Annotated in this window: 19 protein-coding genes; 14 read left to right on the plus strand and 5 right to left on the minus strand. The window is 70.1% G+C overall.

What is annotated here, in order from left to right; all coding sequences use genetic code 11:
- Window positions 1-47: 47 nt before the first annotated feature.
- From VF592_RS03215 to VF592_RS03225, 3 genes are read right to left on the minus strand one after another with little or no spacing between them, the layout of a single operon-like run.
- On the minus strand, window positions 48-530 hold the full coding sequence (locus tag VF592_RS03215) for a hypothetical protein (RefSeq protein WP_331004163.1): 483 nt from the start codon (window positions 528-530) through the stop codon (window positions 48-50).
- A 59-nt stretch (window positions 531-589) separates the two neighbouring features.
- Entirely contained in the window at window positions 590-2,020 is a 1,431-nt protein-coding gene (locus tag VF592_RS03220) for an AMP nucleosidase (protein WP_331004164.1), read from the minus strand.
- Window positions 2,021-2,076: 56 nt separating this feature from the next.
- Window positions 2,077-2,556, minus strand: a complete 480-nt coding sequence (locus tag VF592_RS03225; RefSeq protein ID WP_331004165.1) for a peroxiredoxin — start codon at window positions 2,554-2,556, stop codon at window positions 2,077-2,079.
- A gap of 99 nt (window positions 2,557-2,655) precedes the next feature.
- On the opposite strand from VF592_RS03225, the gene VF592_RS03230 reads away from it, so the two are divergent.
- From VF592_RS03230 to VF592_RS03280, 11 genes are all read left to right on the plus strand, one after another.
- Window positions 2,656-3,216, plus strand: coding sequence for a YqgE/AlgH family protein (locus VF592_RS03230; protein WP_331004303.1), 561 nt, complete (start codon window positions 2,656-2,658; stop codon window positions 3,214-3,216).
- 250 nt (window positions 3,217-3,466) lie between these two features.
- Window positions 3,467-4,888, plus strand: a complete 1,422-nt coding sequence (ahcY, locus tag VF592_RS03235) for an adenosylhomocysteinase (RefSeq protein ID WP_331004166.1) — start codon at window positions 3,467-3,469, stop codon at window positions 4,886-4,888.
- Window positions 4,889-5,115: 227 nt separating this feature from the next.
- On the plus strand, window positions 5,116-8,112 hold the full coding sequence (locus tag VF592_RS03240; RefSeq protein WP_331004167.1) for a TonB-dependent receptor plug domain-containing protein: 2,997 nt from the start codon (window positions 5,116-5,118) through the stop codon (window positions 8,110-8,112).
- A 143-nt stretch (window positions 8,113-8,255) separates the two neighbouring features.
- The gene (locus VF592_RS03245; RefSeq protein WP_331004304.1) at window positions 8,256-10,583 is read left to right on the plus strand and encodes a sensor histidine kinase; all 2,328 of its coding nucleotides are present in this window, start codon (window positions 8,256-8,258) and stop codon (window positions 10,581-10,583) included.
- The gene (gene tsaE / locus VF592_RS03250; RefSeq protein ID WP_331004168.1) at window positions 10,580-11,020 is read left to right on the plus strand and encodes a tRNA (adenosine(37)-N6)-threonylcarbamoyltransferase complex ATPase subunit type 1 TsaE; all 441 of its coding nucleotides are present in this window, start codon (window positions 10,580-10,582) and stop codon (window positions 11,018-11,020) included. The genes VF592_RS03245 and tsaE overlap by 4 nt, the downstream gene beginning before the upstream one ends.
- Window positions 11,017-11,979 (plus strand): aminoglycoside phosphotransferase family protein, encoded by a 963-nt coding sequence (locus VF592_RS03255; RefSeq protein WP_331004305.1) that lies wholly within the window; start codon window positions 11,017-11,019, stop codon window positions 11,977-11,979. The genes tsaE and VF592_RS03255 overlap by 4 nt, the downstream gene beginning before the upstream one ends.
- A complete protein-coding gene (locus VF592_RS03260) occupies window positions 11,976-12,731 on the plus strand; it encodes a nucleotidyltransferase family protein (RefSeq protein ID WP_331004169.1) in 756 nt (251 codons plus the stop codon). Before VF592_RS03255 ends, VF592_RS03260 begins: the two co-directional genes overlap by 4 nt.
- A 70-nt stretch (window positions 12,732-12,801) precedes the next feature.
- Window positions 12,802-15,708, plus strand: a complete 2,907-nt coding sequence (gene addB / locus VF592_RS03265) for a double-strand break repair protein AddB (RefSeq protein WP_414714150.1) — start codon at window positions 12,802-12,804, stop codon at window positions 15,706-15,708.
- Complete coding sequence (addA, locus tag VF592_RS03270) at window positions 15,692-19,123, plus strand: double-strand break repair helicase AddA (protein ID WP_331004171.1); 3,432 nt, start codon at window positions 15,692-15,694, stop codon at window positions 19,121-19,123. The genes addB and addA overlap by 17 nt, the downstream gene beginning before the upstream one ends.
- 68 nt (window positions 19,124-19,191) lie before the next feature.
- A complete protein-coding gene (gene trxA / locus VF592_RS03275; RefSeq protein WP_331004172.1) occupies window positions 19,192-19,512 on the plus strand; it encodes a thioredoxin in 321 nt (106 codons plus the stop codon).
- 88 nt (window positions 19,513-19,600) lie between these two features.
- Entirely contained in the window at window positions 19,601-19,885 is a 285-nt protein-coding gene (locus VF592_RS03280) for a virulence factor (protein WP_331004173.1), read from the plus strand.
- Here VF592_RS03280 and argJ read toward each other — a convergent pair.
- Window positions 19,882-21,102, minus strand: coding sequence for a bifunctional glutamate N-acetyltransferase/amino-acid acetyltransferase ArgJ (gene argJ, locus VF592_RS03285; RefSeq protein WP_331004174.1), 1,221 nt, complete (start codon window positions 21,100-21,102; stop codon window positions 19,882-19,884). The genes VF592_RS03280 and argJ overlap by 4 nt on opposite strands.
- A 42-nt stretch (window positions 21,103-21,144) precedes the next feature.
- On the minus strand, window positions 21,145-21,702 hold the full coding sequence (locus VF592_RS03290; RefSeq protein ID WP_331004175.1) for a hypothetical protein: 558 nt from the start codon (window positions 21,700-21,702) through the stop codon (window positions 21,145-21,147).
- A 170-nt stretch (window positions 21,703-21,872) separates the two neighbouring features.
- Between VF592_RS03290 and VF592_RS03295 the strand changes: the two genes are divergently transcribed.
- The 3 genes from VF592_RS03295 to VF592_RS03305 all read left to right on the plus strand — a co-directional run bounded on the left by VF592_RS03295 (window position 21,873) and on the right by VF592_RS03305 (window position 23,092).
- Entirely contained in the window at window positions 21,873-22,457 is a 585-nt protein-coding gene (locus VF592_RS03295) for an energy transducer TonB (RefSeq protein WP_331004176.1), read from the plus strand.
- Window positions 22,454-22,762 (plus strand): hypothetical protein, encoded by a 309-nt coding sequence (locus VF592_RS03300; protein WP_331004177.1) that lies wholly within the window; start codon window positions 22,454-22,456, stop codon window positions 22,760-22,762. Before VF592_RS03295 ends, VF592_RS03300 begins: the two co-directional genes overlap by 4 nt.
- A 75-nt stretch (window positions 22,763-22,837) precedes the next feature.
- On the plus strand, window positions 22,838-23,092 hold the full coding sequence (locus tag VF592_RS03305; RefSeq protein ID WP_331004178.1) for a hypothetical protein: 255 nt from the start codon (window positions 22,838-22,840) through the stop codon (window positions 23,090-23,092).
- Window positions 23,093-23,163: the final 71 nt, after the last annotated feature.

Consider the following 23,163-nt stretch of genomic DNA (forward strand, 5'->3'; position numbering starts at 1 on the left):
TCGGGCCGCCGGTCGGGATCATGCCCGATCGGCGGCCCGACCATCACTCAGGCGTTGGGCGTGGTCTCGGGGATCATCGATTCGTCGGCGATCATCGCCTCCATCTGCCCGGACGAGTCGGTCCCGTCCGGCTGATGCGCCTTGGTGCCTGTCGCCGATGCCGGCACGGCCTTGTTCTTCGCCGTCGACCCGCGCAGCGCCAGCAGGGCCGCGGTCGCCGCGCCGGCGGCCGCCGCGACCAGGCCACCGGCGATCAGGCCGCGCTTGCCGCCTACCGCGTCGCCGGCCCTGCCCAGCGTGTCGCGCGCGCGATCCGTGCGCGACGGTGCTTTGGCGGCCGGCGTCGATGCGCGGCGCGGGGGTGCCTTTGCCGCGGTCGCCGGCTTCTTGGTCGACGTGGTCGCGGGGCGCGATGCGCGCTTGGTGACGGGCTTGGCTGCTTCCGTTTTCGGGGCCGCCTTGCGCGTCGCGCGACGACGGGGAACGGGTGCGCCGGTCTCGCTGGTGGGGGTGTCGTTCTCGTCGGCCATGGGTGATCTCCTGATCGGTTCGGGAGCGTAACGCACCTGGCCCAAGACGTTTCCGCGCTTCAGCGGAACGGGGGCTCCGCAAAGGCGCGCAGCTTGCGGCTGTGAAGCTTGGCGCCTTCCAGGCGGAGCTGCTCGCAGGCTTCGATGCCGATACGCATATGCTCGCTGATCGCGCGTTCGTAGAAGCGGTTGGCTTGGCCGGGCAGCTTGAGCTCGCCGTGAAGCGGCTTGTCCGACACGCAGAGCAGCGTGCCATAGGGAACGCGGAAGCGATAACCCTGGGCGGCGATCGTCGCCGACTCCATGTCGATCCCGACCGCGCGGCTGAGCGAGAAACGCAGCGCCGAGCGCGAATAGCGCAGCTCCCAGTTGCGGTCGTCGGTGGTGACCACGGTGCCGGTGCGCAGGCGGCGTTTGAGCTCCTCGCCCGATTGCCCCGACACGATCTCGGCGGCGCGGGCCAGCGCCTGCTGGACCTCCGCGATGGCGGGGACGGGGATCTCCGGGGGCAGCACGTCGTCGAGGATATGGTCGTCGCGCAGATAGGCGTGGGCCAGGACATAATCGCCGATCCGCTGGCTGGGACGCAGCCCGCCGCAATGGCCGATCATCAGCCACGCCTCGGGGCGCATCACCGCCAGATGGTCGCAGATCGTCTTGGCGTTGGACGGACCGACGCCGATATTGACCAGGGTGATGCCGGTGCGATCGGGCGCGACGAGGTGATAGGCGGGCATCTGGTGCCGCCGCCACGCGCTGTCGGTGACCAGCCGCTCGACATCGGTCGCGTCCGTGACCTCGACGCCGCCCGCGCCGGACAGGAGGGTATAGCGACTGTCGGGGCCGAGCTGGCTGGCGGCCCAGCGGACGAACTCGTCGACATAGCGGTGATAGTTGGTGAACAGCACGAAGCGCTGCGTGTGTTCGGCCGGGGTGCCGGTGTAATGGCGCAGCCGCGCGAGCGAGAAGTCGGTGCGCAGCGCGTCGAACAGCGCGAGCGGGCGGGTGTCGCCGGCGACATAAAGGCCGTCCGCGACCTCGTCGCCGATATGGGCGAGTTCGGTGGCGGGGAACCAGCGCGCGAGCTCGGAGGCGGAGACCGCGTCCAGGCTGAGCGCGTGGCCGGGATCGAGGACATAGGGAAAGGGGATTTCCTGGCGGCCGGGGACGGCGGAGACGGTGACGTCGTAATCCTCGATCAGCAGGGTGAGCTGTTCGGTCAGGTAATCGGCGAACAGGCCCGGCTTGGTGACGCTGATGCTGTATTCGCCGGGCAGGACCAGCCGGCCGAAGGAGCGCATGGGCGTGGGCCGGTCGGCCTGGCCGCCATAGATCAGTCGGATCTCGGGATAGGCGAAGCTGCCGTCGTGGCGCTGTTCGGGTGTGGGCGGCACGCCCTCGACGAGATAGCGGGTGAGCGCGGCTTTAAGCCGGTCGACGGAGGCGGTATAAAGGCGGTCGAGCTCGGCGACGATGTCGGAAGCGGTCATCGGCGGCGGTTAAGCCGCCGGTGACGCGCTGACAAGTAACCGGGATCAGTTTGCGTTCAGGCCATGTTGGCCAGGAGATGGTCGGCGGAGCTGACGCGGAACTCGCCCGGCGCTTCGACATGAACCTGCTCGACGATGCCGTCATTGACGAGCATCGCATAGCGGCGGCTGCGCTTGCCCATGCCGAATTTGGACACGTCGGCGTCGAGGCCGAGCGCCTCGGCGAAATGGCCGTTGCCGTCGGCGAGCATCGTCACGCCGCGTGCGTCGGTCGACTTGGCCCAGGCATCGAGGACGAAGGCGTCGTTGACGGCCGTGCAGGCGATCTCGTCGACACCCTTGGCGCGCAGCTCGTCCGCGCGGTTGAGGAAGCTGGGCAGGTGCTGCGCCGAGCAGGTGGGGGTGAAAGCGCCCGGCACCGCGAACAGCGCGACGCGGCGGCCGGCGAAGAAGGCGTGGCTGTCCACGGCTTCGGGACCCTGGGGCGTGACCTTGACGAGGTTGGCGGAGGGCAGGCGTTCACCGACGGCGATCATGGTCTCATACTCCTTGGGATTCGTCGCCGATCCCCTTCATCAAGCGGCACGGCAATTCAAGCGCGACGATTTGCCGGTGCGCGCGTTGGACGTGCCATGATGGAGACAACACGCTTTCTCGTCGGGCAATTCCTGCTTGCGACACCCGGGATCGGCGATCCCCGCTTCGAACGGGCGGTGATCGCGCTGTGCTCGCATGACGAGGAGGGCGCGGTCGGGATCGGGCTGGGCGAGGTGATCCCCGGCCTGGGCCTCCACGCCCTGCTCGACCAGCTTGAGATAGAACCGGGCGACGCGCCCGACGCGCCGGTGCATCTGGGCGGGCCGATGGAGACGCGTCGGGGGTTCGTGCTCCATTCGCGCGACTGGGGCGGGCAGGACACGATGGACGTGGCGGGGCGCTGGGCGCTGTCGGGGACGACCGACGTGCTGCGCGCCATCGCGGAGGGCAAGGGCCCGACGCGCTGGACGATCGCGCTCGGCTATGCGGGCTGGGGCGCGGGGCAGCTGGAAGGCGAGTTGGTGCGGCCGGGCTGGCTCAATGTCGAGGGCGCCGCCGACCTGATCTACGCGACCCCGGCCGCCGAGCGATGGTCGGCGGGGCTGGCCGCCGCGGGGGTCGACCCGCGATTGCTGGTGGGGGGAACGGGACGGGCCTGAATATGATGAATGTCCCCCTTAGGATCGGAGGGCGAGGCCGCGTCGTCGGCCGACAGGGCCGAGCGCCGGCTCGCCCCCGTTGTCGGCCGGGTGGCGCATGAGACCAGCCCGAACTGCCCTCGTTCTTGCGCGCCACCTCATATAAAGAATTCTTTATATTTGCTCTGCGGGGCTACCGCCGCTATGGGCGTGGGGTGCCGATCGACCGAACGCGTCTTGGTCGGCCCCAAATCTATCTGGAGATCGTCCCGTGGCCACCGCACTCAAGCCCGAGACTCATGACTATGCCATCAAGGACATCGCGCTCGCCGATTTCGGCCGGGCCGAGATCCGCATCGCCGAAACGGAGATGCCCGGCCTGATGGCGTTGCGGCAGGAGTTCGGCGCGTCCAAGCCGCTGAAGGGCGCGCGGATCGTCGGCTCGCTCCACATGACGATCCAGACCGCCGTGCTGATCGAGACGCTGACGGCGCTGGGTGCCGACGTGCGCTGGGCGACGTGCAACATCTTCTCGACGCAGGATCATGCCGCCGCCGCGATCGCCGCGACCGGCGTGCCGGTCTTCGCGATCAAGGGCGAGAGCCTGGCCGATTATTGGGACTATGTCGGCGACATCTTCAACTGGGGCGCGGGCACCACGGGTCAGACCGCCAACCTCATCCTGGACGACGGCGGCGACGCGACGATGTTCGCGCTGTGGGGCGCCAAGCTGGAGCGCGGCGAGAGTTTCGGCGAGCCGGAGAATGACGAGGAAGTCGAGTTCCAGCGCGCGCTCAAGGCGTTCGTGGCGAAATATCCCGGCTATCTGACCGAGACGGTCAAGAACCTGAAGGGCGTGTCGGAAGAGACGACCACCGGCGTCCACCGGCTGTACGAGATCGCCAAGAAGGGCGAGCTGCCGTTCCCGGCGATCAACGTCAACGACAGCGTCACCAAGTCGAAGTTCGACAATCTGTACGGCTGCAAGGAGTCGCTGGTCGACGCGATCCGCCGCGCCACCGACGTGATGCTGGCCGGCAAGGTCGCCTGCGTGGCGGGTTTCGGCGATGTCGGCAAGGGCTCGGCCCAGTCGCTCCGCAACGGCGGCGCACGCGTCATGGTGACCGAGATCGATCCGATCTGCGCGCTGCAGGCGGCGATGGAGGGTTTCGAGGTCGTGACGATGGAGGAAGCGGTGACCCGCGCCGACATCTTCTGCACCGCGACCGGCAATGCCGACGTCATCACCGCCGACCACATGAAGGCGATGAAGCCCATGTCGATCGTGTGCAACATCGGCCATTTCGACAGCGAGATCCAGATCGCCGCCATGTCGAACTATAAATGGACCGAGGTGAAGCCGGGCACCGACCTGGTCGAGTTTCCCGACGGCAAGCAGATCATCGTCCTCGCCAAGGGTCGCCTGGTCAACCTGGGCTGCGCGACGGGGCATCCGAGCTTCGTGATGTCGTCGAGCTTCACCAACCAGGTGCTCGCGCAGATCGAGCTGTGGACGCGCGGCGAGAACTATCAGAACCAGGTCTATGTCCTGCCCAAGCATCTCGATGAGAAGGTGGCGATGCTCCACCTGGAGAAGCTGGGCGTGAAGCTGTCCAAGCTGTCCGAGAAGCAGGCGGGCTATATCGGTGTGCCGGTCGAGGGGCCGTTCAAGCCGGATCACTATCGCTACTAGACGTGGGTAGTCGTCGACCCGCTACTTTCGCGTCGAGCCGGCGGGGTGCCGACCAGGGCGGGCGCCCTGGTCGGCACCTTAGCTTTTGATGGCGCCGATCATGTTACCGTTAGGCAACACTTAACCAATTTCAGCGCAGGCGATTTCCAGGAATGTTGCGATCGAGACCGTTTGGGTGTCTTAACCGCGATCTTCCGCACGTTTGTCTCCCGCCGAAAGTTCCGTTGATGATCTCGCCGCGCTTCGCCGTCCTGCTGACCTCCATATCCCTCGCCGCATTGGTCGCCGGTCCCGTCGCGGCGCAGACCGCGACCACGCCGCGCCAGGATCCGGTCGACGGCGCCCCGACCGCGGCCGATGTCGCCACACCGACGCAGCAGCCCGACGAAGTCGAGGTGATCGTCACGGGATCGCGCATCGCGCGGCCGGAGATCAGCGCGCCGAACCCGATAACGTCGTTCAGCGTCGCCACGCTCGACCAGTCCGGTCGTACCAACCTGACCGACTTCCTCGCGCAGAATCCGGCGCTGCTCAACTCGGTGACCAGCGCCGATCAGTCGGGTTCTACCGCCGCGTTCGGCGCGGTCGGCACCAACCTGCTCGATCTGCGGGGGCTGGGAACGAACCGTACGCTGGTGCTGATCGATGGTCGTCGTCACGTGGCCGGCATCCCCGGATCGGCGGCGGTGGACATCAATACCATTCCCATCGACCTGCTCGACAGGATCGACGTGCAAACGGGCGGCGCCTCGGCGGTCTATGGCGCCGACGCGGTGTCGGGCGTCGTGAACTTCATCCTGAAGCGTGATTTCGAGGGGCTGCGCGGCCGAGCCCAGGCCGGCATCAGCGAGGCGGGAGACTCCGGGTCCAAGCTGCTGACGTTGACGGGGGGCAAGAACCTCCTCGACGACCGTGCCAACGTGGCGTTGAGCTACGAATTCCGCCAGGATGATCGCGTTTCCGGTTTCAGCCGCGGTCGCGTCGGCGATCCGCTGCGGGCGTTCGGCATCGTGCGCGATCCGACAGACTTTCCCGACGATCCCGCGCGCCCCGATCGGATTCTGACCAACGACCTTCGTTACGCCGACAGCTCGCGCGATGGCGCCGTCGACCTGGACCTGGACGGGCTGCCCGACTTCACGGGCAGCGGCAAGGCGTATGACCGCGGCACGCTTCTGCGCGGGTCGGGCGGGCTGACCCGCGGCGGCGACAGCACGCCTATCGCGGGCTATCAGGGCGATCTCGCACCCGACAACCGCATCCACAATTTCAACCTGCTGACGAGCTTCGCCGTATCCGATGCTTTGCGGCTTTTTGCGCAGGGCAAATACACCAACACCAAGAGCTTCTCGATCGCGCAGCCCGGCTTCGACTTCTTCAATTATCTGGCGGCGGACAATGCGTTTCTGAATGATCGGTTCGGCATCGCGGCGACGGGTGACGGCGCATTGCTGTCGCGCGACAATTTCGATCTGGGCGTTCGCGGCGAGAGCGTGAAGCGCGAGACCTTTCGCGCGGTGGTCGGCGCGGACGGGCGTGTCGGTGAGCGCTCTCGCTATGAGCTGTCCTATGTCTATGGGCAGACCAGAAGCCGTTTCCTGAGCACCAATTACCGTCTCAGCGATCGTTACTTCGCGGCGCTTGACGCGGTGCGCGATCCGGCGACCGGTCAGATCGTGTGTCGGTCGACCCTCGATCCCACCACCAATATCGACCCGAACAACTTCGATCAGCCCGCGACCACCTTCACTCCGGGCCGGAATAGCGGCTGCGCGCCGCTCAACCTGTTAGGCGAGAATGTCAGGAGCCAGGCGGCGCTCGACTTCATCAATGCCGACCTCGTCAATCGGTACAAGGTGCAGCAGCATGTCGTGTCCGGATCGCTGTCCGGCGACTTCGGGCGGCTGTTCGAACTGCCGGGTGGCCCGGTCGCGTTCGCGGTGGGCGGTGAGTATCGCGAGGAGCGGAGCGATTTCGTTTCGGACCCGCTGCTTCAGCAGGGCGCCCTGCTCGATATCGCCCAGATCTCGCCGGAGAGCGGGAAGTTCGATGTGAAGGAGGTTTTCGCGGAGCTCCGCGTGCCCGTGCTGAAGGACTTGCCTTTCGCCGAGACGCTCGAGCTGAACGCGGCGGTGCGTCTTTCGGATTACTCGACCGTCGGGCGAACGGACACCTACAGCTTCAGCGGGATCTATGCGCCGGTCCGCGATATCCGCTTCCGCGGCACCTATGGCCAGGCGGTGCGCGCGCCGAACGTGACCGAGCTGTTCTCGCCGACCAACGGCACCTTCTCGTTCATCGACGATCCTTGCGATCCGGAAAACATCGCGGAGGGAACGTCGTTCCGCGTCGCCAACTGCCGCGCGCAGCTGACCGCCGCCGGCCTCACGCCCGCGCAGATCGCGGGATTCAACCCGGCGAGCGACCCCACCGCGACCGTCAGCCTGCCCGGCCGCGCCGGCGGCAATCCGAACCTGTCCGAGGAAACGGCGCGGACGTGGACCGCCGGTCTGGTCCTGCAGCCGCGCTTCATTCCTCGGCTGACCATCACCGCCGACTGGTACGACATCAAGTTGAAGGACGCGGTGCGTACCGCGACCGCGCAGGAAATAGTCGACTTGTGCGTCGATCAGCCGACACTGGACAACATCTACTGCGCCAACGTGACGCGGAGCGGGACGACGGGGTTCGTAAGCGATTACTTCGTCGGACCGCAGAACGTCGCCGAATTTAGGACGGCTGGTCTCGACGTGCAGGTGAACTACCAGCTCGTGCTCGATCCACGGATCGGGACGTTCAACCTGCGCGTGAACGCAAACTACCTGGACAGGAAGACATTCGTGCCGACGCCTGGTGCCGATGTCGAGGTCGATCGCCTGACGCAGCGCAATCCGAAATATAGCGGTACGCTGGACGTGACCTGGACCAACGGGCCGCTGACGCTGAACTACGGCCTGAACTATTTCAGCAAGACGCGTCGGTTCACGGTCGACCAGATCACCGCGAATCCGGACATCGCAGACCAACGCTTCTTCTTCTTCCGCGAGCGACTGGAACACGATATCCAAGCATCGCTGGCCGTGAACGACGATTTCAGCTTCTACGCGGGCGTCAACAATATCGGTGACAAGAAGGGCGATATCGCGTCGTCTTCCTATCCCTATTCCTTCGTCGGTCGTTCCTTCTACGCGGGTGCGCGGTTCGGGCTCGGCAATCTGTTCTGACCTCGAGATCGAGCGTGCCGAACGGCCGGTCCGCTCAGGAGCGGGCCGGCCGTTTCGCGTTGGACGGTCTTTAGTCCCCTCCCTTCATGGGCTAGGCTCCCGCGGATGAGCGGGGGTGCATCGTGGAGAGCGTGACGGGCGGGATGCTCGCGCTGGTGGGGGCGGTGCTGTTCGTCCTGCTGGCGGGGGCGGGGTGGCTCGCCTTTACGGGTCTGCGCGCGCGGGGTGAGGCCAGGGCGATCGCCGCCGAGAATCAGCGTCTGCAGGCGATGTTCCGCGCCGCGCCCGCGCTGGCGGCTGTGGTGCGCGCGGATGGGCGGGTCGAGATGCCCGAGCGCATGGCCGACTGGCTGGGGCTGAGCGCGCCGCCCGAATTCCTGACCGAACTCGGGGTCGAAGGACGCGGACTGGATCCCGAGGACGCGCAGGGCTTGGCGCACGACGTCAATGCGGCGCGACTGGCGGGTCGGTCCTTCACGCGGGCGGTGCGGCCGGTCGGCGCGGCGCGGACGCTGACGCTGAAGGGCGCGCGCGCGCCCGGTGAGCTGGGGCAGGCCAATGTCGTGCTCTGGGCGTTCGACGCGACGGAGAGCGAGGCGGAGATCGGGCGTCTGCGCGGGGAGGTCGGCACGCTCGGCCAGTCGTTCGACGCGATGGCCGCGCTGATCGAAGCGGCGCCGCTGCCCATGTGGTATCGCGACCGCGACCTGCGCTTGACGATGGTCAACTCGGCCTATGTGGACGCGGTCGAGGGCAAGGATGCGGCCGATGTGGTGACACGCGGGCTGGAACTGGTCGAAGCGTCGGGAGCGGGTGGGCCGCTGGCCGGGGCGGCGGCGGCGCGCGAGAGCGGGCGTCCGCACGCCCAGATGCTTCCCGCCACCATCGGCGGCGCGCGGCGCGCGCTCCGGCTGTACGATGTGCCGCTGCCGACGGGCGGCGTCGCGGGCTTCGCGATCGATGTCGAGGAATTGGAGCGCGCGCGGGTGGCGTCCAAGCGCTTCGCCGAGGCGCAGCGCGCCATGCTCGACCGGCTGTCGGCGGGGGTGGCGCAGTTCGGCGCGGACCGTGCGCTGGTATTCTGCAACCAGCCCTTTCGCCGCATGTTCGCGATGCGCACCGAATGGCTGTCCGACCGGCCCGAATTCGACCGGGTGCTGGAACGGATGCGCGAGGCGAACCGCCTGCCCGAGGTGCGCGACTTCCCCGGCTGGAAGGCGGAGCGGCGCGAATGGTTCACCAACACCGACGGCGCGGCCGAGGAGGCGTGGCATCTGTCCGCGGGCACGCATCTGCGCGTCGTCGCCCAGCCATTGCCGGACGGCGGGTTGCTGCTGATCTTCGAGGACCGGACCGAGCAGGTGCAACTCGCGAGCGCGCGCGACACGCTGCTGCGCGTGCGGACCGCGACCTTCGACAATCTGTTCGAGGCGATTGGCGTGTTCGGGTCGGACGGAAGGCTGCAATTGTGGAACACCCGTTTCCGCGCGCTCTGGGGGTTCGAGGAGGAGTTTCTGGGGAGCCATCCGCGCGTCGACGCCTTCGCGGACGCCGCCGCGCCACGGCTGGCGACTCCGGCGCGCGCGGCGCTGATCGGCGAGCTGGTGCGGTCGGCGACGAGCGAACGGCAGCAGCGCGGGGGACGGGTGGCGTTCGCCGATGGGCGGCATTTCGAGTTCGCGGCCGTACCCCTGCCCGACGGTAACGCGCTGTTCACGATGCTCGACATCTCCGACAGCCGGCGGATCGAGCGCGCGCTGCGCGAGCGCGCGGAAGCGCTGGAGGCGGCCGACCGGGTGAAGACGGCGTTCGTGGCGAACATGTCCTATGAATTGCGCACGCCGCTCACCTCGATCAGCGGGTTCGCGGAGATGCTGCACGGCGGCTATGCCGGGGCGCTGAGCGAGCAGGGGGACGCCTATGTCGAGGCGATCCTCGATTCGGTCGAGCGGCTGGGGCTGCTGATCGACGACGTGCTCGACCTGACCAAGGGTGAGGCGGAAGGCGGGATCGAGCGGGGCGATGTCGACCTGGCGTCGGTCACGCGGGCGGCGGCGGAGACGGTGCTGCCCGCCGCCAAGCGCCGGAGATTGGACTTCGCGGTCGAGGTGGCGCGGTCGACGGGGCGGGTGACGGGCGATGCGAAGCGGCTGCGCGAGGTGATCGAGCATCTGCTGCGCCATGCGGTCGCGGCGACGCCCGAGGGCGGGCGCGTGCTCCTCCACGCCGACGGCAACGCATCGCGCGCGCGGATCGTCGTGTCGGACAATGGGCCGGGCATGGACGAGGCCGCCGCCAAGGCGGCGTTCGAGCGCTTCGCCGAGCCGGGCATCCAGCCCGGCGGCGAGCGGGCGCTGGGACTGGGGCTGCCGCTCGCCAAGCAGTTCGTCGAGGCGCATGGCGGCGACATCGCGCTGGTCAGCGAATTGGGCGAGGGAACGCTGGTGACGGTGGAGTTGCCGCGGCGGTGAGGCTGGCGGATGCGCAGGCGACCGAGGCGCTGGGCGCGTCGCTGGCGGGAGTGATCCGGGCGGGGGACGTGATCGCGCTGTCGGGGCCGCTGGGCGCGGGCAAGACCAGCGTCGCGCGGGGATTGCTGCGGGCCTTAGGATTAGCGGGGGAGGCGCCGTCGCCGTCTTTCGCGATCGTCCAGCCCTATGCGCCGCCCGAGGTGCGGGTGCCGGTGCTGCATGTCGACCTGTACCGGATCGATGATCCGGCGGAGATCGAGGAGCTGGGCTTGGACGAGGCGCTGGTCGATTCGGTGCTGGTCGTCGAATGGCCCGAGCGCGCGGGCGGGGGGTGCTGGCCCGGCGCGTTGCGGCTCACCCTGTCGATCGAGCCCGACGGCGCGCGCGCCTTGACTTGGGAGGGTTCGGCGGCTTGGGAGCGGCGATGGCCGACATGACCCCGCCGGCGGGCGCCGCCGCCTTTCTCGACAGCGCCGGATGGGGCGGGGCGGCGATCCTGCCGCTGGCGGGCGACGCGTCGTTCCGGCGTTACTTCCGCGTCGAGCAGGGCGCCCGGCGCGCGGTGCTGATGGACGCGCCGCCGCCGCACGAGGACCCCCGGCCCTTTCTGGCCGTCGGCGACTGGCTGGTCGAGCGGGGCTTCGCGGCACCCCGGACGCTGGCGTCGGACCTGGACCGGGGCCTGGTGCTGCTGGAGGATTTCGGCGACGCGCGGATGCGCGAGGTGGTGGATGCCGAGCCCGCGCGCGAGGGTGCGCTCTACGCGGCCGCAGTCGACATACTCGTCGCGTTGCGCCGCCATCCGGCGGGGCCGTTCGCGCCCTATGACCGCGCGGTGCTGCACCGCGAGGCGAGGTTGCTGGTCGAGTGGTATTGTCCGGCGGTGGGGCTGGAAGTCGACCTAGAGGGTTACCGGGCGGCGTGGGACACGGTGTTCGACCATGTACTGACGGCCGAACCGGTGACGGTGCTGCGCGACTATCATGCCGAGAATTTGATGCTGGTGGGAGACGGGCTGGGCCTGCTCGATTTCCAGGACGCGCTGGCCGGGCATCCGGCCTATGACCTTGTGTCGCTGCTGAAGGACGCGCGACGCGACGTCGCGCCGACGCTGGAGGCCGCGATGCTCGCGCGGTATCGCGGCGCGACCGGGGCGGGCGAGGATTTCACGCGCGCCTATCATGGGCTCGGCGCGCAGCGGAACGCGAAGATCATCGGCATCTTCACGCGGCTGTGGAAGCGCGACGGCAAGCCGCGTTACCCGACACTCGCGCCGCGCGTCTGGCGCTATCTGGAGCGCGATCTGGCGGAACCGGTGCTGGCGCCGGTGCGGCGCTGGTTCGACGCCAATATCCCGCCCGACAGGCGCGGCGATCCCATGGCGATCGCCGCATGAGCGAGGCGCTGGCGCTGCGCCCCGATCCGGGCGGCACCGTGCCGCGCACCGCGATGGTGATGGCGGCCGGCCTGGGCAAGCGGATGCGCCCGCTGACCGCGACCCGGCCCAAGCCGCTGGTCGAGGTCGGGGGCAAGGCGCTGATCGATCATGTGTTCGACCGGCTGCGCGCGGGCGGGGTCGAGCGCGCGGTGGTCAATGTCCATTACCTCGCCGACGCGCTGGAGGCGCATCTGGCGGCGCGGGTGCGCGGGATCGACGTGATCGTGTCGGACGAGCGCGCGCGGCTGATGGAGACGGGCGGAGGGCTGGTCCAGGCCCGGCACCTGCTGGGCGACGATCCGGTGCTGGTCGTCAACAGCGACAATCTATGGGTCGACGGGCCGGTGGACGCGACGCGGCTGCTCGGCTCGCGCTGGGACGACGGCGCGATGGACGCGCTGCTGCTGCTGGTGCCGCTGGCGCGCGCCAACAGCCACAAGGGGCAGGGGGATTTCCACATGGCCGCGGACGGGCGGATCACCGGGCGGCGCGAGCCGGGCCGTGCCGCCCCGTTCGTGTTCACCGGCGTGCAGATCATCCACCCCCGACTGATCGCCGACTGGCCCGAGGGGCCGTTCTCGACCATGTTGTTCTGGGAGCGGGCGATCGCCGCCGGGCGGCTATACGGGATCGTTCACCAGGGCCTGTGGTTCGACGTGGGCACGCCCGAGGCCATTCCGCGCGCCGAGGCGATGCTCGCCGGTGGCTGAGGCCAGGACAGTCGGGGCGGGCGCCCCGCGCGTCTACACCATCCCCGATCACCGGGCCTTTTCGGACGCAATGGTCGCAGGGCTGATGCGGCGGTTCGGGCCCGACCCGATGGCGATCGCGCGCGGCATCGTGCTGCTTCCTAACAACCGCTCGGTGCGCGCGATCACCGATGCGTTCGTGCGCGCGAGCGGGGGGGCGATGCTGCTGCCCCGGCTGGTGGCGCTGGGCGATCCCGATCTGGGCGAGGGGGTGGGCGCCGCCCTCGATCCGGTCGACGCCGACCCGATTCCGCCCGCGGTGCCGCCGATGCGGCGCCGCATGATGCTGGCGCGGCTGATCGCCGAGGAACGCGAGCGGGCGGGGCAGGCGATCGAGACGGGCGAGGCGGTGCGGCTGGCGGGCGAGTTGGCGCGCACGCTCGACCAGCTGACCGTGGAGGAGGTCGCGCCCGAGCGGCTGCGCACCATCGACCTCGCGCCCGAGCTGTCGGAACATTGGCAGCGCTCGCTCCAGCTGTTCGAGGTGATCCTGGACCGCTGGCCCGACGAATTGCAGGCGATGGGGACGATCGACGCGGCCGACCGGCGCGGGCGCGTGATCGACCGGCTGGCGGAGCGGTGGCGGGGGGACCCGCCGGCGGGTTTCGTGTGCGCGGCGGGGGTGACCGATTCGGCGCCCGCGGTCGCGCGATTGTTGCGCGGCGTCGCCGAGATGCGGCGCGGGCTGGTCGTGCTCGCCGGGCTCGACATGCGGATGCCCGACGACGAATGGGAGGCGCTGGGACCGCACGCGCCCGATCCGAATGGCGGGCGGGCCAAGCGGTCGATCGAGACGCATCCCCAATTCCACCTGAAGCTGCTGCTCGGCCGCATGGGGCTGGCGCGCGGCGAGGTCCGGCGATGGCTTGACGGGAGCGATCACGACGCCAGCGTCGCGCGCGGGCGTGCGATCACCAGCGCGCTCGCCCCCGCCGAGGCGACGGGCAAATGGAGCACCCTGCGATCGGAGGACCGGCGCCTGACGGGGGTGTCGGCGGCGGAATTTCCGACCCCCGCGGCGGAGGCGCAGGGGATCGCGCTGGCGCTGCGCGCGGTGGCGGAGATTCCGGGGCGGACCGCCGCGCTCGTCACCCCCGATCGCGCGCTGGCGCGGCGGGTGGGCGTGCATTGCCGACGCTGGGGCATCGAGATCGACGATTCGGCGGGGCGGCCGCTGGCATTGTTGCCGCCCGGTACGCTGTTGCTGGCGCTGGCCGAGGCGGCGGCGCAGCGCTTTCCGCCGCTGACGCTGCTGACGCTGCTCAAGCATCCGCTGGTCAGGACGGGGGAGCGCCGGCTCGACTGGCTGCGCGGGGTGCGCGCGCTCGACGGTGTGCTGCGGGGACCGAGGCCGGCGCCGGGGCTGGAGGGGATAGACGCCCATCTGTGCGACGAGCTGGTGCGCGACGCCAAGGCGAGGGCGATCGCGGGCGCCTGGTGGCCCGAAGCCCGCGCGCTGCTGGAGCCGGTGGCGGCAACCTATGGCAAGGGGCCGCACCCGATGGGCGGGCTGATCGCCTGCCTGCGCGAGGCGGCGAACGGGCTGTGCGGCGACGCGCTGTGGGCAGGCGCGGCGGGGCGGTGTGCGGCCGAGTTCCTGAGCGACCTGGAACGCGAAAGCGGATGCGGGCCGCAGGCGATCGATCCGCAGGCGCTCGCGCCGCTGCTGCGCGTCCTGCTCGACGAGCAGGCGGTGCGCCCGGCGTTCGGCGGCCATCCGCGCCTCGCCATCTATGGGCAGATCGAGGGACGGTTGCAGTCCGCCGATCTGATGATCCTGGGCGGGCTGAACGAGGGCGTCTGGCCGGGAACGCCCGCCCCCGACCCATGGCTGGCGCCGCGCATCCGGCAGGAGCTGGGGCTGCCCGGACTGGAACGGCGGGTGGGGGTGGCCGCGCACGATTTCGGGCAGGCGCTGGGGGCGCCCGAGGCGCTGATGACGCGAAGCCGCCGCGACGAGAAATCGCCGACGCTGGCGTCGCGCTTCTGGCTAAGGCTGGAGGCGCTGGCGGGCGAGCGGTTCGAGCGGGCGCGCGACCTGGAGGCCTGGGCGGAGGCGATCGACGATCCGGGCGAGCATCTGCCCGCCGATCGGCCCGCCCCCGCGCCGCCGCCCGAACTCCGCCCGACCCGCATCTCGGTGACCGAGGTCGACCGGCTCAAGGCCGATCCGTACGCCTTTTACGCGCGGCGGGTGCTGGGGCTGTCGCCGATGGAGCCCGTCGACGCCGATCCGAGCGCGGCGTGGCGGGGGAGCGCGGTCCACCTGATCCTGGAGCAATGGTGGCGGCATGACGGCGCCGATCCCGCCAAGCTGCCGGCGCGCGCGCGGGCGCTGATGGCGGACGAGCTGACCCATCCGATGATCCGCGCGCTCTGGTCGCCCCGGCTGATGGAGGCGATCGACTGGATCGCGGGGTGCGTCGCCGCCAATGCCGAGGCGGGCCGGCGCGTGCTGGAGGCGGAAGGCGCGGGGCGGGTCGAGATCGGCGGGGTGACGCTGAGCGGGCGGTACGACCGGATCGACCGGCTGGCCGACGGCGGGCTCGCGATCGTCGACTACAAGACCGGGCAGGCGCCGTCGACGGCGGCGGTGCGCGAAGGGTTCTCGATGCAGCTGGGGATGCTGGGGGTGATTGCCGAGCGGGGCGGGTTTCCGGGGGTGGCGGGCCGCGCGGAGGCGTTCGAATATTGGTCGCTGGCCAAGCACCGCGACGGGTTCGGCAAGGTGGTGTCGCCGGTCGATCCCGACGGCGGGAGGGACAAGGTGCCGACGGGCGAGTTCACGACGGTCGCCGCCGCGCAGTTCGTCGCGGCGGCGACGAAGTGGCTGACGGGGGACGAGCCGTTCACCGCCAAGCTGGTGCCCGAACATGCGCCCTATGCCGAATATGACCAGCTGATGCGGCGCGACGAATGGTATGGCCGTGAGGACTGACGCCCCGCTCCCTCCGCTCCATGGCGAGCAGCGGGCGGCGTCCGATCCGTACGCGCATGTGTGGCTGTCGGCGTCGGCGGGGACGGGCAAGACGCAGGTGCTGGCTGCGCGGGTGTTCCGGCTGTTGCTGCGCGGGGTCGATCCGGGTGCCATATTGTGCCTGACCTTCACCAAGGCGGGCGCCGCCGAGATGGCCGGGCGGATCGGGCGCCGCCTCGCCGCCTGGGTGCGGATGCCGCTCAAGGACCTGGCGGCCGACCTGGCGGCCCTGGGCGAACGGCCGATACCCGAGATGCAGGAAGCGGCGCGCACGCTGTTCGCCAAGGTGCTCGACGCGCCGGGCGGGGGCATCCGCATCCAGACGATCCACGGCTTCTGCCAGGGGCTGCTGGCCGCGTTCCCGGTCGAGGCCGGGCTGGGGCCAGGCTTCCGACCGCTGGAGGCGCGCGAGGAGGCGGTGCTGCTGCGCGACACGCTGGCGTCGATGCTGGGCGAGGCGGAGCGCGAGGGGCGAGCGCGGCCGGTCGCGGTCATCGGCGCGCTCAGCCGGCGGCTGGGTGAGGGCGGGGCGGAGCAGTTCCTGATCGAATGCGCGCGCGCGGGTGGGGCGCTGGAAGCGGTGCCGTCGGGCGTGCAGCCCTGGCTGCGGCGCGCGCTCGACCTGCCGCAGGGCGATATCGCCGTGGCTTTGGCCGCGCGGTGCGCGGAGGTCGACGAGCACGCGCTGGAGCGGATCGGGGAGGCTAACCGCGCCTGGGGCACCGCGACCGGGGTCAAGGCGGCCGAAACGGTCGCGCGCTGGCTGGCGGCGGACGCGGCCGGACGGCTGGCCATGCTGGACGCGGTCGCGGGCGTCGTGCTGACGCAAAAGGGCGGGCCGAAGAAGACGGGCAAGAAGCTGCTCGACCTGGAGCCCGACTATGACGCGCTGGCGGCCGAGTTCGGCGACTGGGCGGCGGAGACGCGGTCGATCGCCGCGCGGGCCGGCTATGCCGATCTGCTCGCCGACGGGCTGGAGGTCGGGCGGGAATTCGCGCGGGCCTATGGGGCGGCGAAGCGGCGGGTCGGCGGGGTCGATTTCAACGACCTGATCGCGCGGACCGTGGCGCTTCTGGAACAGCCGGGAATCGGCGACTGGGTCCGCTACAAGCTCGACCAGGTGACCGAGCATGTGCTGATCGACGAGGCGCAGGACACCAATGTCGACCAGTGGCGGATCATCCGCGCGCTGGTGGACGAGTTCTTCGTCGGGCGCGGCATCTATGCCCCGCGCACCCGGACGCTGTTCACGGTGGGCGATTACAAGCAGGCGATCTTCGGGTTCCAGGGAACCGACCCCAAATATTTCGAGGCGGCGGAGCGGTCGTTCGGCGCGCGCGCGGGCGAGGTCGGCGACGAGGACCTGCCCGAACAGGATCGCGGGCTCCCGTTCCGGCAGCTGTCGCTGACCCAGTCCTTCCGTTCCACCCGGCCGGTGCTGGAATTCGTCGACCGGGCGCTCGCCGTCATCCCCGAACCCGGATTGGGGCTGTACGACGCGCCCGAGACGCATCGGAGCGAGGTGCCGGGGCCGGGCAGCGTGACCTTGTGGCCGCCGGTGATCGGCGGCGGGTCGGACGAGGACGAGGAGGGCTGGATCGACGACGCCGTGCGCGAGAATGCGCGGCGGATCGCGGTGGCGATCAAAGGCTGGCTGCGGGACGGGCTGATGCTCGAATCCAAGGGCCGCCCGCTCCGGCCCGAGGACGTGATGGTGCTGGTCAAGCGGCGCGGCGAGCTGGCGTCGCTGCTCGTCGCGCGGCTGTACGCGGAAGGCGTGCCGGTGGCGGGGGTCGATCGGCTGCGGCTCAACGCGCCGCTGGCGGTGCAGGACCTGCTGGCGGCCGTGCGCTTCGTGCTCCAGCCCGAGGACGACCTGTCGCTGGCGAGCCTGCTCGTCTCGCCGCTGCTGGGCTGGACGCAGGACGAGCTGATGCACGGCGCGGTCAGGCGCGCGACGAGTCTGTGGCGGCACCTGCAGGAGCGCGAGCCGGCGGAACGGCTGCGGCCGCTCCGCGCGATGCTGGCGCGGGCCGATCTGCTGACGCCCTATGCGTTTCTGGAGGAGCTGTTGTCGGGCGCGCTCGACGGGCGGCGCAAGCTGATCCGGCGGCTGGGGGCCGAGGCGCGCGATCCGATCGAGGAACTGCTCAACGCCGCGCTCGCCTTCGAGACCACGACCACGCCGTCGCTCCAGCGTTTCCTTGACTGGTTCGATCGGGGAGAGGTGGAAATCGTCCGCGATCCGTCCGCGCCGCTCGATGCGGTGCGCGTGATGACCGCGCACGGGGCCAAGGGGTTGCAGGCGCCGCTGGTCATCCTGGCCGACGCGACGATCGATCCGACGCTGACGCCCCGGTCGGTGCTGCGCTGGAGCCCCGACGATCTGGAGACGACCATTCCCGTCTTCCGCCCGCGCACGGCCGAGCGGGGCGGCCCGATGGGCGCGGCGATCGAGGCGACAGACCGGCGCGAGCTGGAGGAGCATTGGCGGCTTTTCTACGTCGCGGCGACGCGGGCGGAGGAGCGGCTGGTGATCGCGGGGTCGCTGGGGCCGCGCGCCAAGGGGATGCCGCCCGCGATGAGCTGGTTCCGCGCCGCCGCCGATGCTCTCGACGCGCTCGGCGTGGAGCGCGCCGACGAGGATCCCCGGGGCGAGCGAGCCTTTCACGGCCTGGTTCCCGAGCGCCCGGTGCGGCGTCGTGCGTCAGAGCGGGGCGAGCCCGGCCCGGCGGTGGCGCTGCCCGGCTGGGCGACACGACCGGCGCCCGACGAGCAGCGTCCGCCGCGCCCGCTGGCGCCGTCGGCGATCGGCGCCGACGCGGTCGCCAACCCGCCGCCGTCCAACATCCTGCGCGCGGCGGCCGAACGGGGGGCTCTGATGCACGCGCTGTTCGAGCGGCTGCCGCCCTGTCCGCCCGACAAGCGCCGCGCGGCGGCGGAGCATTGGCTCGCGACCGTGGGGCGCGTCGAGGCCGCCGGCGAGCGGACCGCGATCGCGGAGGCGGCGCTCCGCGTCATGGAGGACCCGCGCTTCGCCGAACTGTTCGGCCCCGATTCGCTGGCCGAGGCGCCGATCACCGCGGTGGTCGACGGCGGCGTGGTGTCGGGGACGGTCGACCGGCTGCTGATCGACGACGCGCTGGTGCGGGTGGTCGATTTCAAGACCACGCGCGCCGTGCCGGGAACGCTTGAGGAGGTGCCCGATTATCATCTGCGCCAGATGGCCGCCTATGTCGCGGCGCTGCGGGTGATCTTCCCCGGCCGCGCGGTCGAGGCGGCGTTGCTCTACACGGCCGGGCCGGTGTCGTTCAGCCTGCCCGACGCGCTGATCGAGGCGAACAAGCCGCGCTTCGCGGGCGCGGAGCAAAGCTAGGTCGAGCTTCGTTGAGCGGGGGCGATCGGATGCCTAGATGTCCGCCGAGCAATCACAGGAGTGTTACAATGCCCACCAAGACCGTCACCGACCAGAGCTTCCAGGCGGACGTGCTCCAGTCCGACAAGCCGGTGCTCGTCGATTTCTGGGCGGAGTGGTGCGGACCGTGCAAGATGATCGGGCCGTCGCTCGAGGAGCTGTCCGACGAGCTGGGCGAGCAGGTGTCGATCGTGAAGCTCAACATCGACGAGAATCCCGACGCGCCGGGCAATTACGGCGTACGCGGCATTCCGACGATGATCCTGTTCAAGGCTGGGGCTCCGGCGGCGACCAAGGTCGGCGCGGCGCCGAAGAGCCAGCTCAAGGGATGGCTTGAGGGCGTACTTTAAAGTCGCCCACTCGAATAAAGATGGATTCTTAGTGGGTCAGCTAGGTCATAATCGTAAGGGCGATCATAGAGCCGGGGGAGGTGGAAGCATGTATGCTATCGTGTTCGATCTCGACGTGAACATGCTTGAACAAACATATCCTAATCCGTCTTGGCGTAATGCCTACCGAGACGTTGGTGATCTTCTGATCCGCCGTGGATTCGAACGACAACAAGGGTCCACCTACTTCGGTGGAGAGAATACGACGGCAGTTGATTGCGTCCTGGTCGTGCAGGAGCTGAGTCGCACCTATCCATGGTTCAGCCCGTCCGTCACCGACATCCGCATGTTACGAATTGAGGAAAATAACGATCTCTCTCCCGCTCTGACCTAGCTGCGGTAATCGGCGTTGATCGAGATGTAGCCGTGCGTCAGGTCGCACGTCCACATCGTCGCGGCGCCCTCGCCGAGGCCCAGGTCGACGCCGATCTCGACCTCCTGGCCCTTGAGGTGCGCCGCGACGGGCGCCTCGTCATAGGCCTCGACCGCGACGCCGTTCCGCGCGACCTGGGTGTCGCCGAAGCGGATCGCGAGCAGGTCGCGGTCGGCGGGCTCGCCGGCCTTGCCGACGGCCATGACGACGCGGCCCCAATTGGCGTCCTCGCCGGCGATAGCCGTCTTGACCAGGGGCGAGTTGGCGATCGACTGGGCGACGCGGTGGGCGCTGCGGTCGCTTTCGGCGCCGGTGACGCGGATCTCGATCAGCTTGGTCGCGCCCTCGCCGTCGCGGACCACGAGCAACGCCAGCCGGCGGCATAGGTCGTCGAGCGCGGCGCGAAACGCGTCGGCGCCGGGGCTGTCGTCGTCGGCGAGCGGGACGTTGCCCGCCCGGCCCGTCGCGAAGGCGAGCACGGTGTCGCTGGTCGAGGTATCGCCGTCGACGGTGATGCACGAGAAGCTATGCGCGTTCGCATGGCTGAGCGCGCGCTGAAGGAACGCGGCGTCGCAGGCGGCGTCGGTGAAGATGAAGCCGAGCATCGTCGCCATGTCGGGCGCGATCATCCCCGATCCCTTGATGACGCCCACCAGGGTCACCGTCCGGTCGCCCAGCACCGCGCGCGCCGTCGCGCCCTTGGCGAAGGTATCGGTCGTGCTGATCGCGTCGGTCATCTCCCGCCAGCCGCATGGCGGCGCGGCATAGGCGAGGTCGAGCCCCGCCTCCGCCTTGTCGACCGGCAGCGGCACGCCGATCACCCCGGTCGAGGCGACGAACACGTCGGACGGGCGGCAGCCCAGCGCCTGGGCGGTACGTGCGGCGATCGCCTCCACCGCCTCGCGCCCGCGCGCGCCCGTGAACGCGTTGGAATTGCCCGCATTGACGACCAGCGCGCGCGCCTGGCCCAGCGTCAGCGCGGCGCGGCACCAGTCGACCTCGGGCGAGGGGCAGCGGCTTTGCGTCAGCACGCCCGCGACCGTCGTGCCCGGGTCGAGCGCGACGAGGCTCAGGTCGCACCGGTCCCATTCCTTGTACCGGGCGCGCGCCACGCGCGGCGTCGCGCCGGCGATGGCGGGGAGGTCGGGAAAGGGTCGGGCGAGCGGGGACAGGGTCATGCGCGGCTCATAGGCGGCGCGACCGGGCGGGCCAACCGGGGATCAGCCGGGGTCCTTGCGCAAGCCCCCATCGGCGTCCGCGAGCAACCAAGGGCGCAGGAGCTTGCGGATGCGCGGCAGGATGACCCAGGTCAGCGTCGCGGTCATGACGATCGAGGTGAGTGCGAGCTCGGTGGGCTGCGGCAGCTCGAACGGCAGCAGCGTGACCGCGAAGTTCAGGAACAGCAGCAGCGGGAACACGATGACCCAGGTGGCGATCCAGGTCTTCCATTTGGGGATGGCGGTCTCGCTGGCGACACGGACCTGGATATGACGGCCGATCTCGACCTGGCTGCAGCCGGACGAGAAGGCATCGGCTTCGGCGTTCAGCGCGTGGCGGACGGGGGCGTCATGCCAGCGGCGCGCGTCCTCCTCCGCCCTGAACCGGTGGACGGCGTACACCAGGCCGCTCGGCTGTTCGAGGCGGACGACATGCTCGGCGCCGGCTTCGGCCTCGGCGGCCGCGTCGAGGCGTTCGGCCCAGCGGGCGAATTCCTCCTCATGTCCGGCCTTGATGAGGCGGGTGGTGATGAGCGCGGCGGTCTGTCGGGTCTGGTGCATCGGCGGCGAACGCACGAGACGTGCGCGAAGTCGCGCGAGGCGAGGCCGGGCATCGCCCGACGGGCTTGCGCGGTGTCGATCGCCTATGCTCTCCTGTCCTCCGGCGACGATGGGGATGGATCGTGATCGGTCGAGGAATGAGGGCGGTCACGGGTGCGATCCTAGCGGCCATGGCGGGTGGCGCTTGGGCGCAGGAGACCACGCAGCCGGTTCCGCTGAGCAGTCCGGCAAGCTGGATCACGGCGGAGGATTATCCGCCGGACGCGATCCGGGCGCGGGCGGAGGGGCGCGTCGTCGCGACGCTCGGTATCGATGCGACCGGCAGGGTCACCTCCTGCGCGGTCCGGGCGTCGAGCGGGAACGCGATGCTCGACGCGGCGACCTGCGCGGTGATGACGACGCGCGGCCGCTTCAAGCCGGCGACCGGCCCCGACGGGAAGCCCGTCCCTTCCAGCTATACGATGCCGGTCCGATGGTCGCTGCCGCAGGGAACGGCCGCGCCGCCCGTCGAGATCACCGCCGCCACCAAGCTGGACATGGAGATCGCGGTCGAGCTGAACCTGGACGGCGACGGCAAGCTCCTGACCTGTCGCGTGGTGGCTGAGACGATGCCCAGCTTCGCCACCGGGTCGGCCCGGCCCTGTGCGCAATTCGGGCCGGGCGTGCAGGTCGCGCCAGGCCTTCGGCGTGGTGGCCGGCCGGTCGCGTCCAAGGTGATCCAGCGGATGACCCGCCGGGTGGAGCTCGCGCCATGAACCGCCGGGCCGCCACCGCCTGGGCGAGCGGGCTCGCCTGGGTCGCGCTCGCCGGGGTGGGGCAGGTGCCGGCGGGCGGCGCGATGGAACTGGGCCGCGGCGCGGTGTCGAACACGAATGTCGCGGTGACCGTCAGGCTCGATTCGGAAGGGCGGGTGCTCTCCTGCCGATCGGGGCCGCGGGGGCAGGCGGCCTGCCTGAGCTTTCCCAAGGGGCGCGTCGTGTCGTTGCCGCTGCGGCGCAACGGCAGGCCGGTGCGCGGGCGCATGACGGTGTCGACGACGACGGTGGTCAGCGCCGAGTAACGCGCGCCACGTCCGCCCAAGCCGGTCGGCCGCACGGATGGACGGAGCGGACGGCGTGGGCTAAACCCATGCGCGATGCGTCTGCTGTTGTTCCTGTCCGCGATCCTGGCCGCGCTGTCCGGCGTGGGTGGAGCGTCCACAGGCGACGCCGCCCGGATCAGCGCCAGCGCGCGTACCGAGCAGGGGACGGCCGTCCGCGTCGCGGCGGTCGCCCGCGTCGGTGATCCGACGCCCGTGCGCGGCTGGAGCCGGATCGCTCCCCCGCCGCGTTTGGCCGCGCAGGTCGTCGGCCCCGACCGGCCGCTTTATGCGGAGCGTCGGCGCGAGTAGCGCGACGGACATATTTGCATCGGCTTCGGCCGCTTCCCATCTCCTGCCCATTCCCGCGGGCCGTCCCGGCG

Source organism: Sphingomonas sp., assembly GCF_036388435.1.
Classification (GTDB): Bacteria; Pseudomonadota; Alphaproteobacteria; order Sphingomonadales; family Sphingomonadaceae; genus Sphingomonas.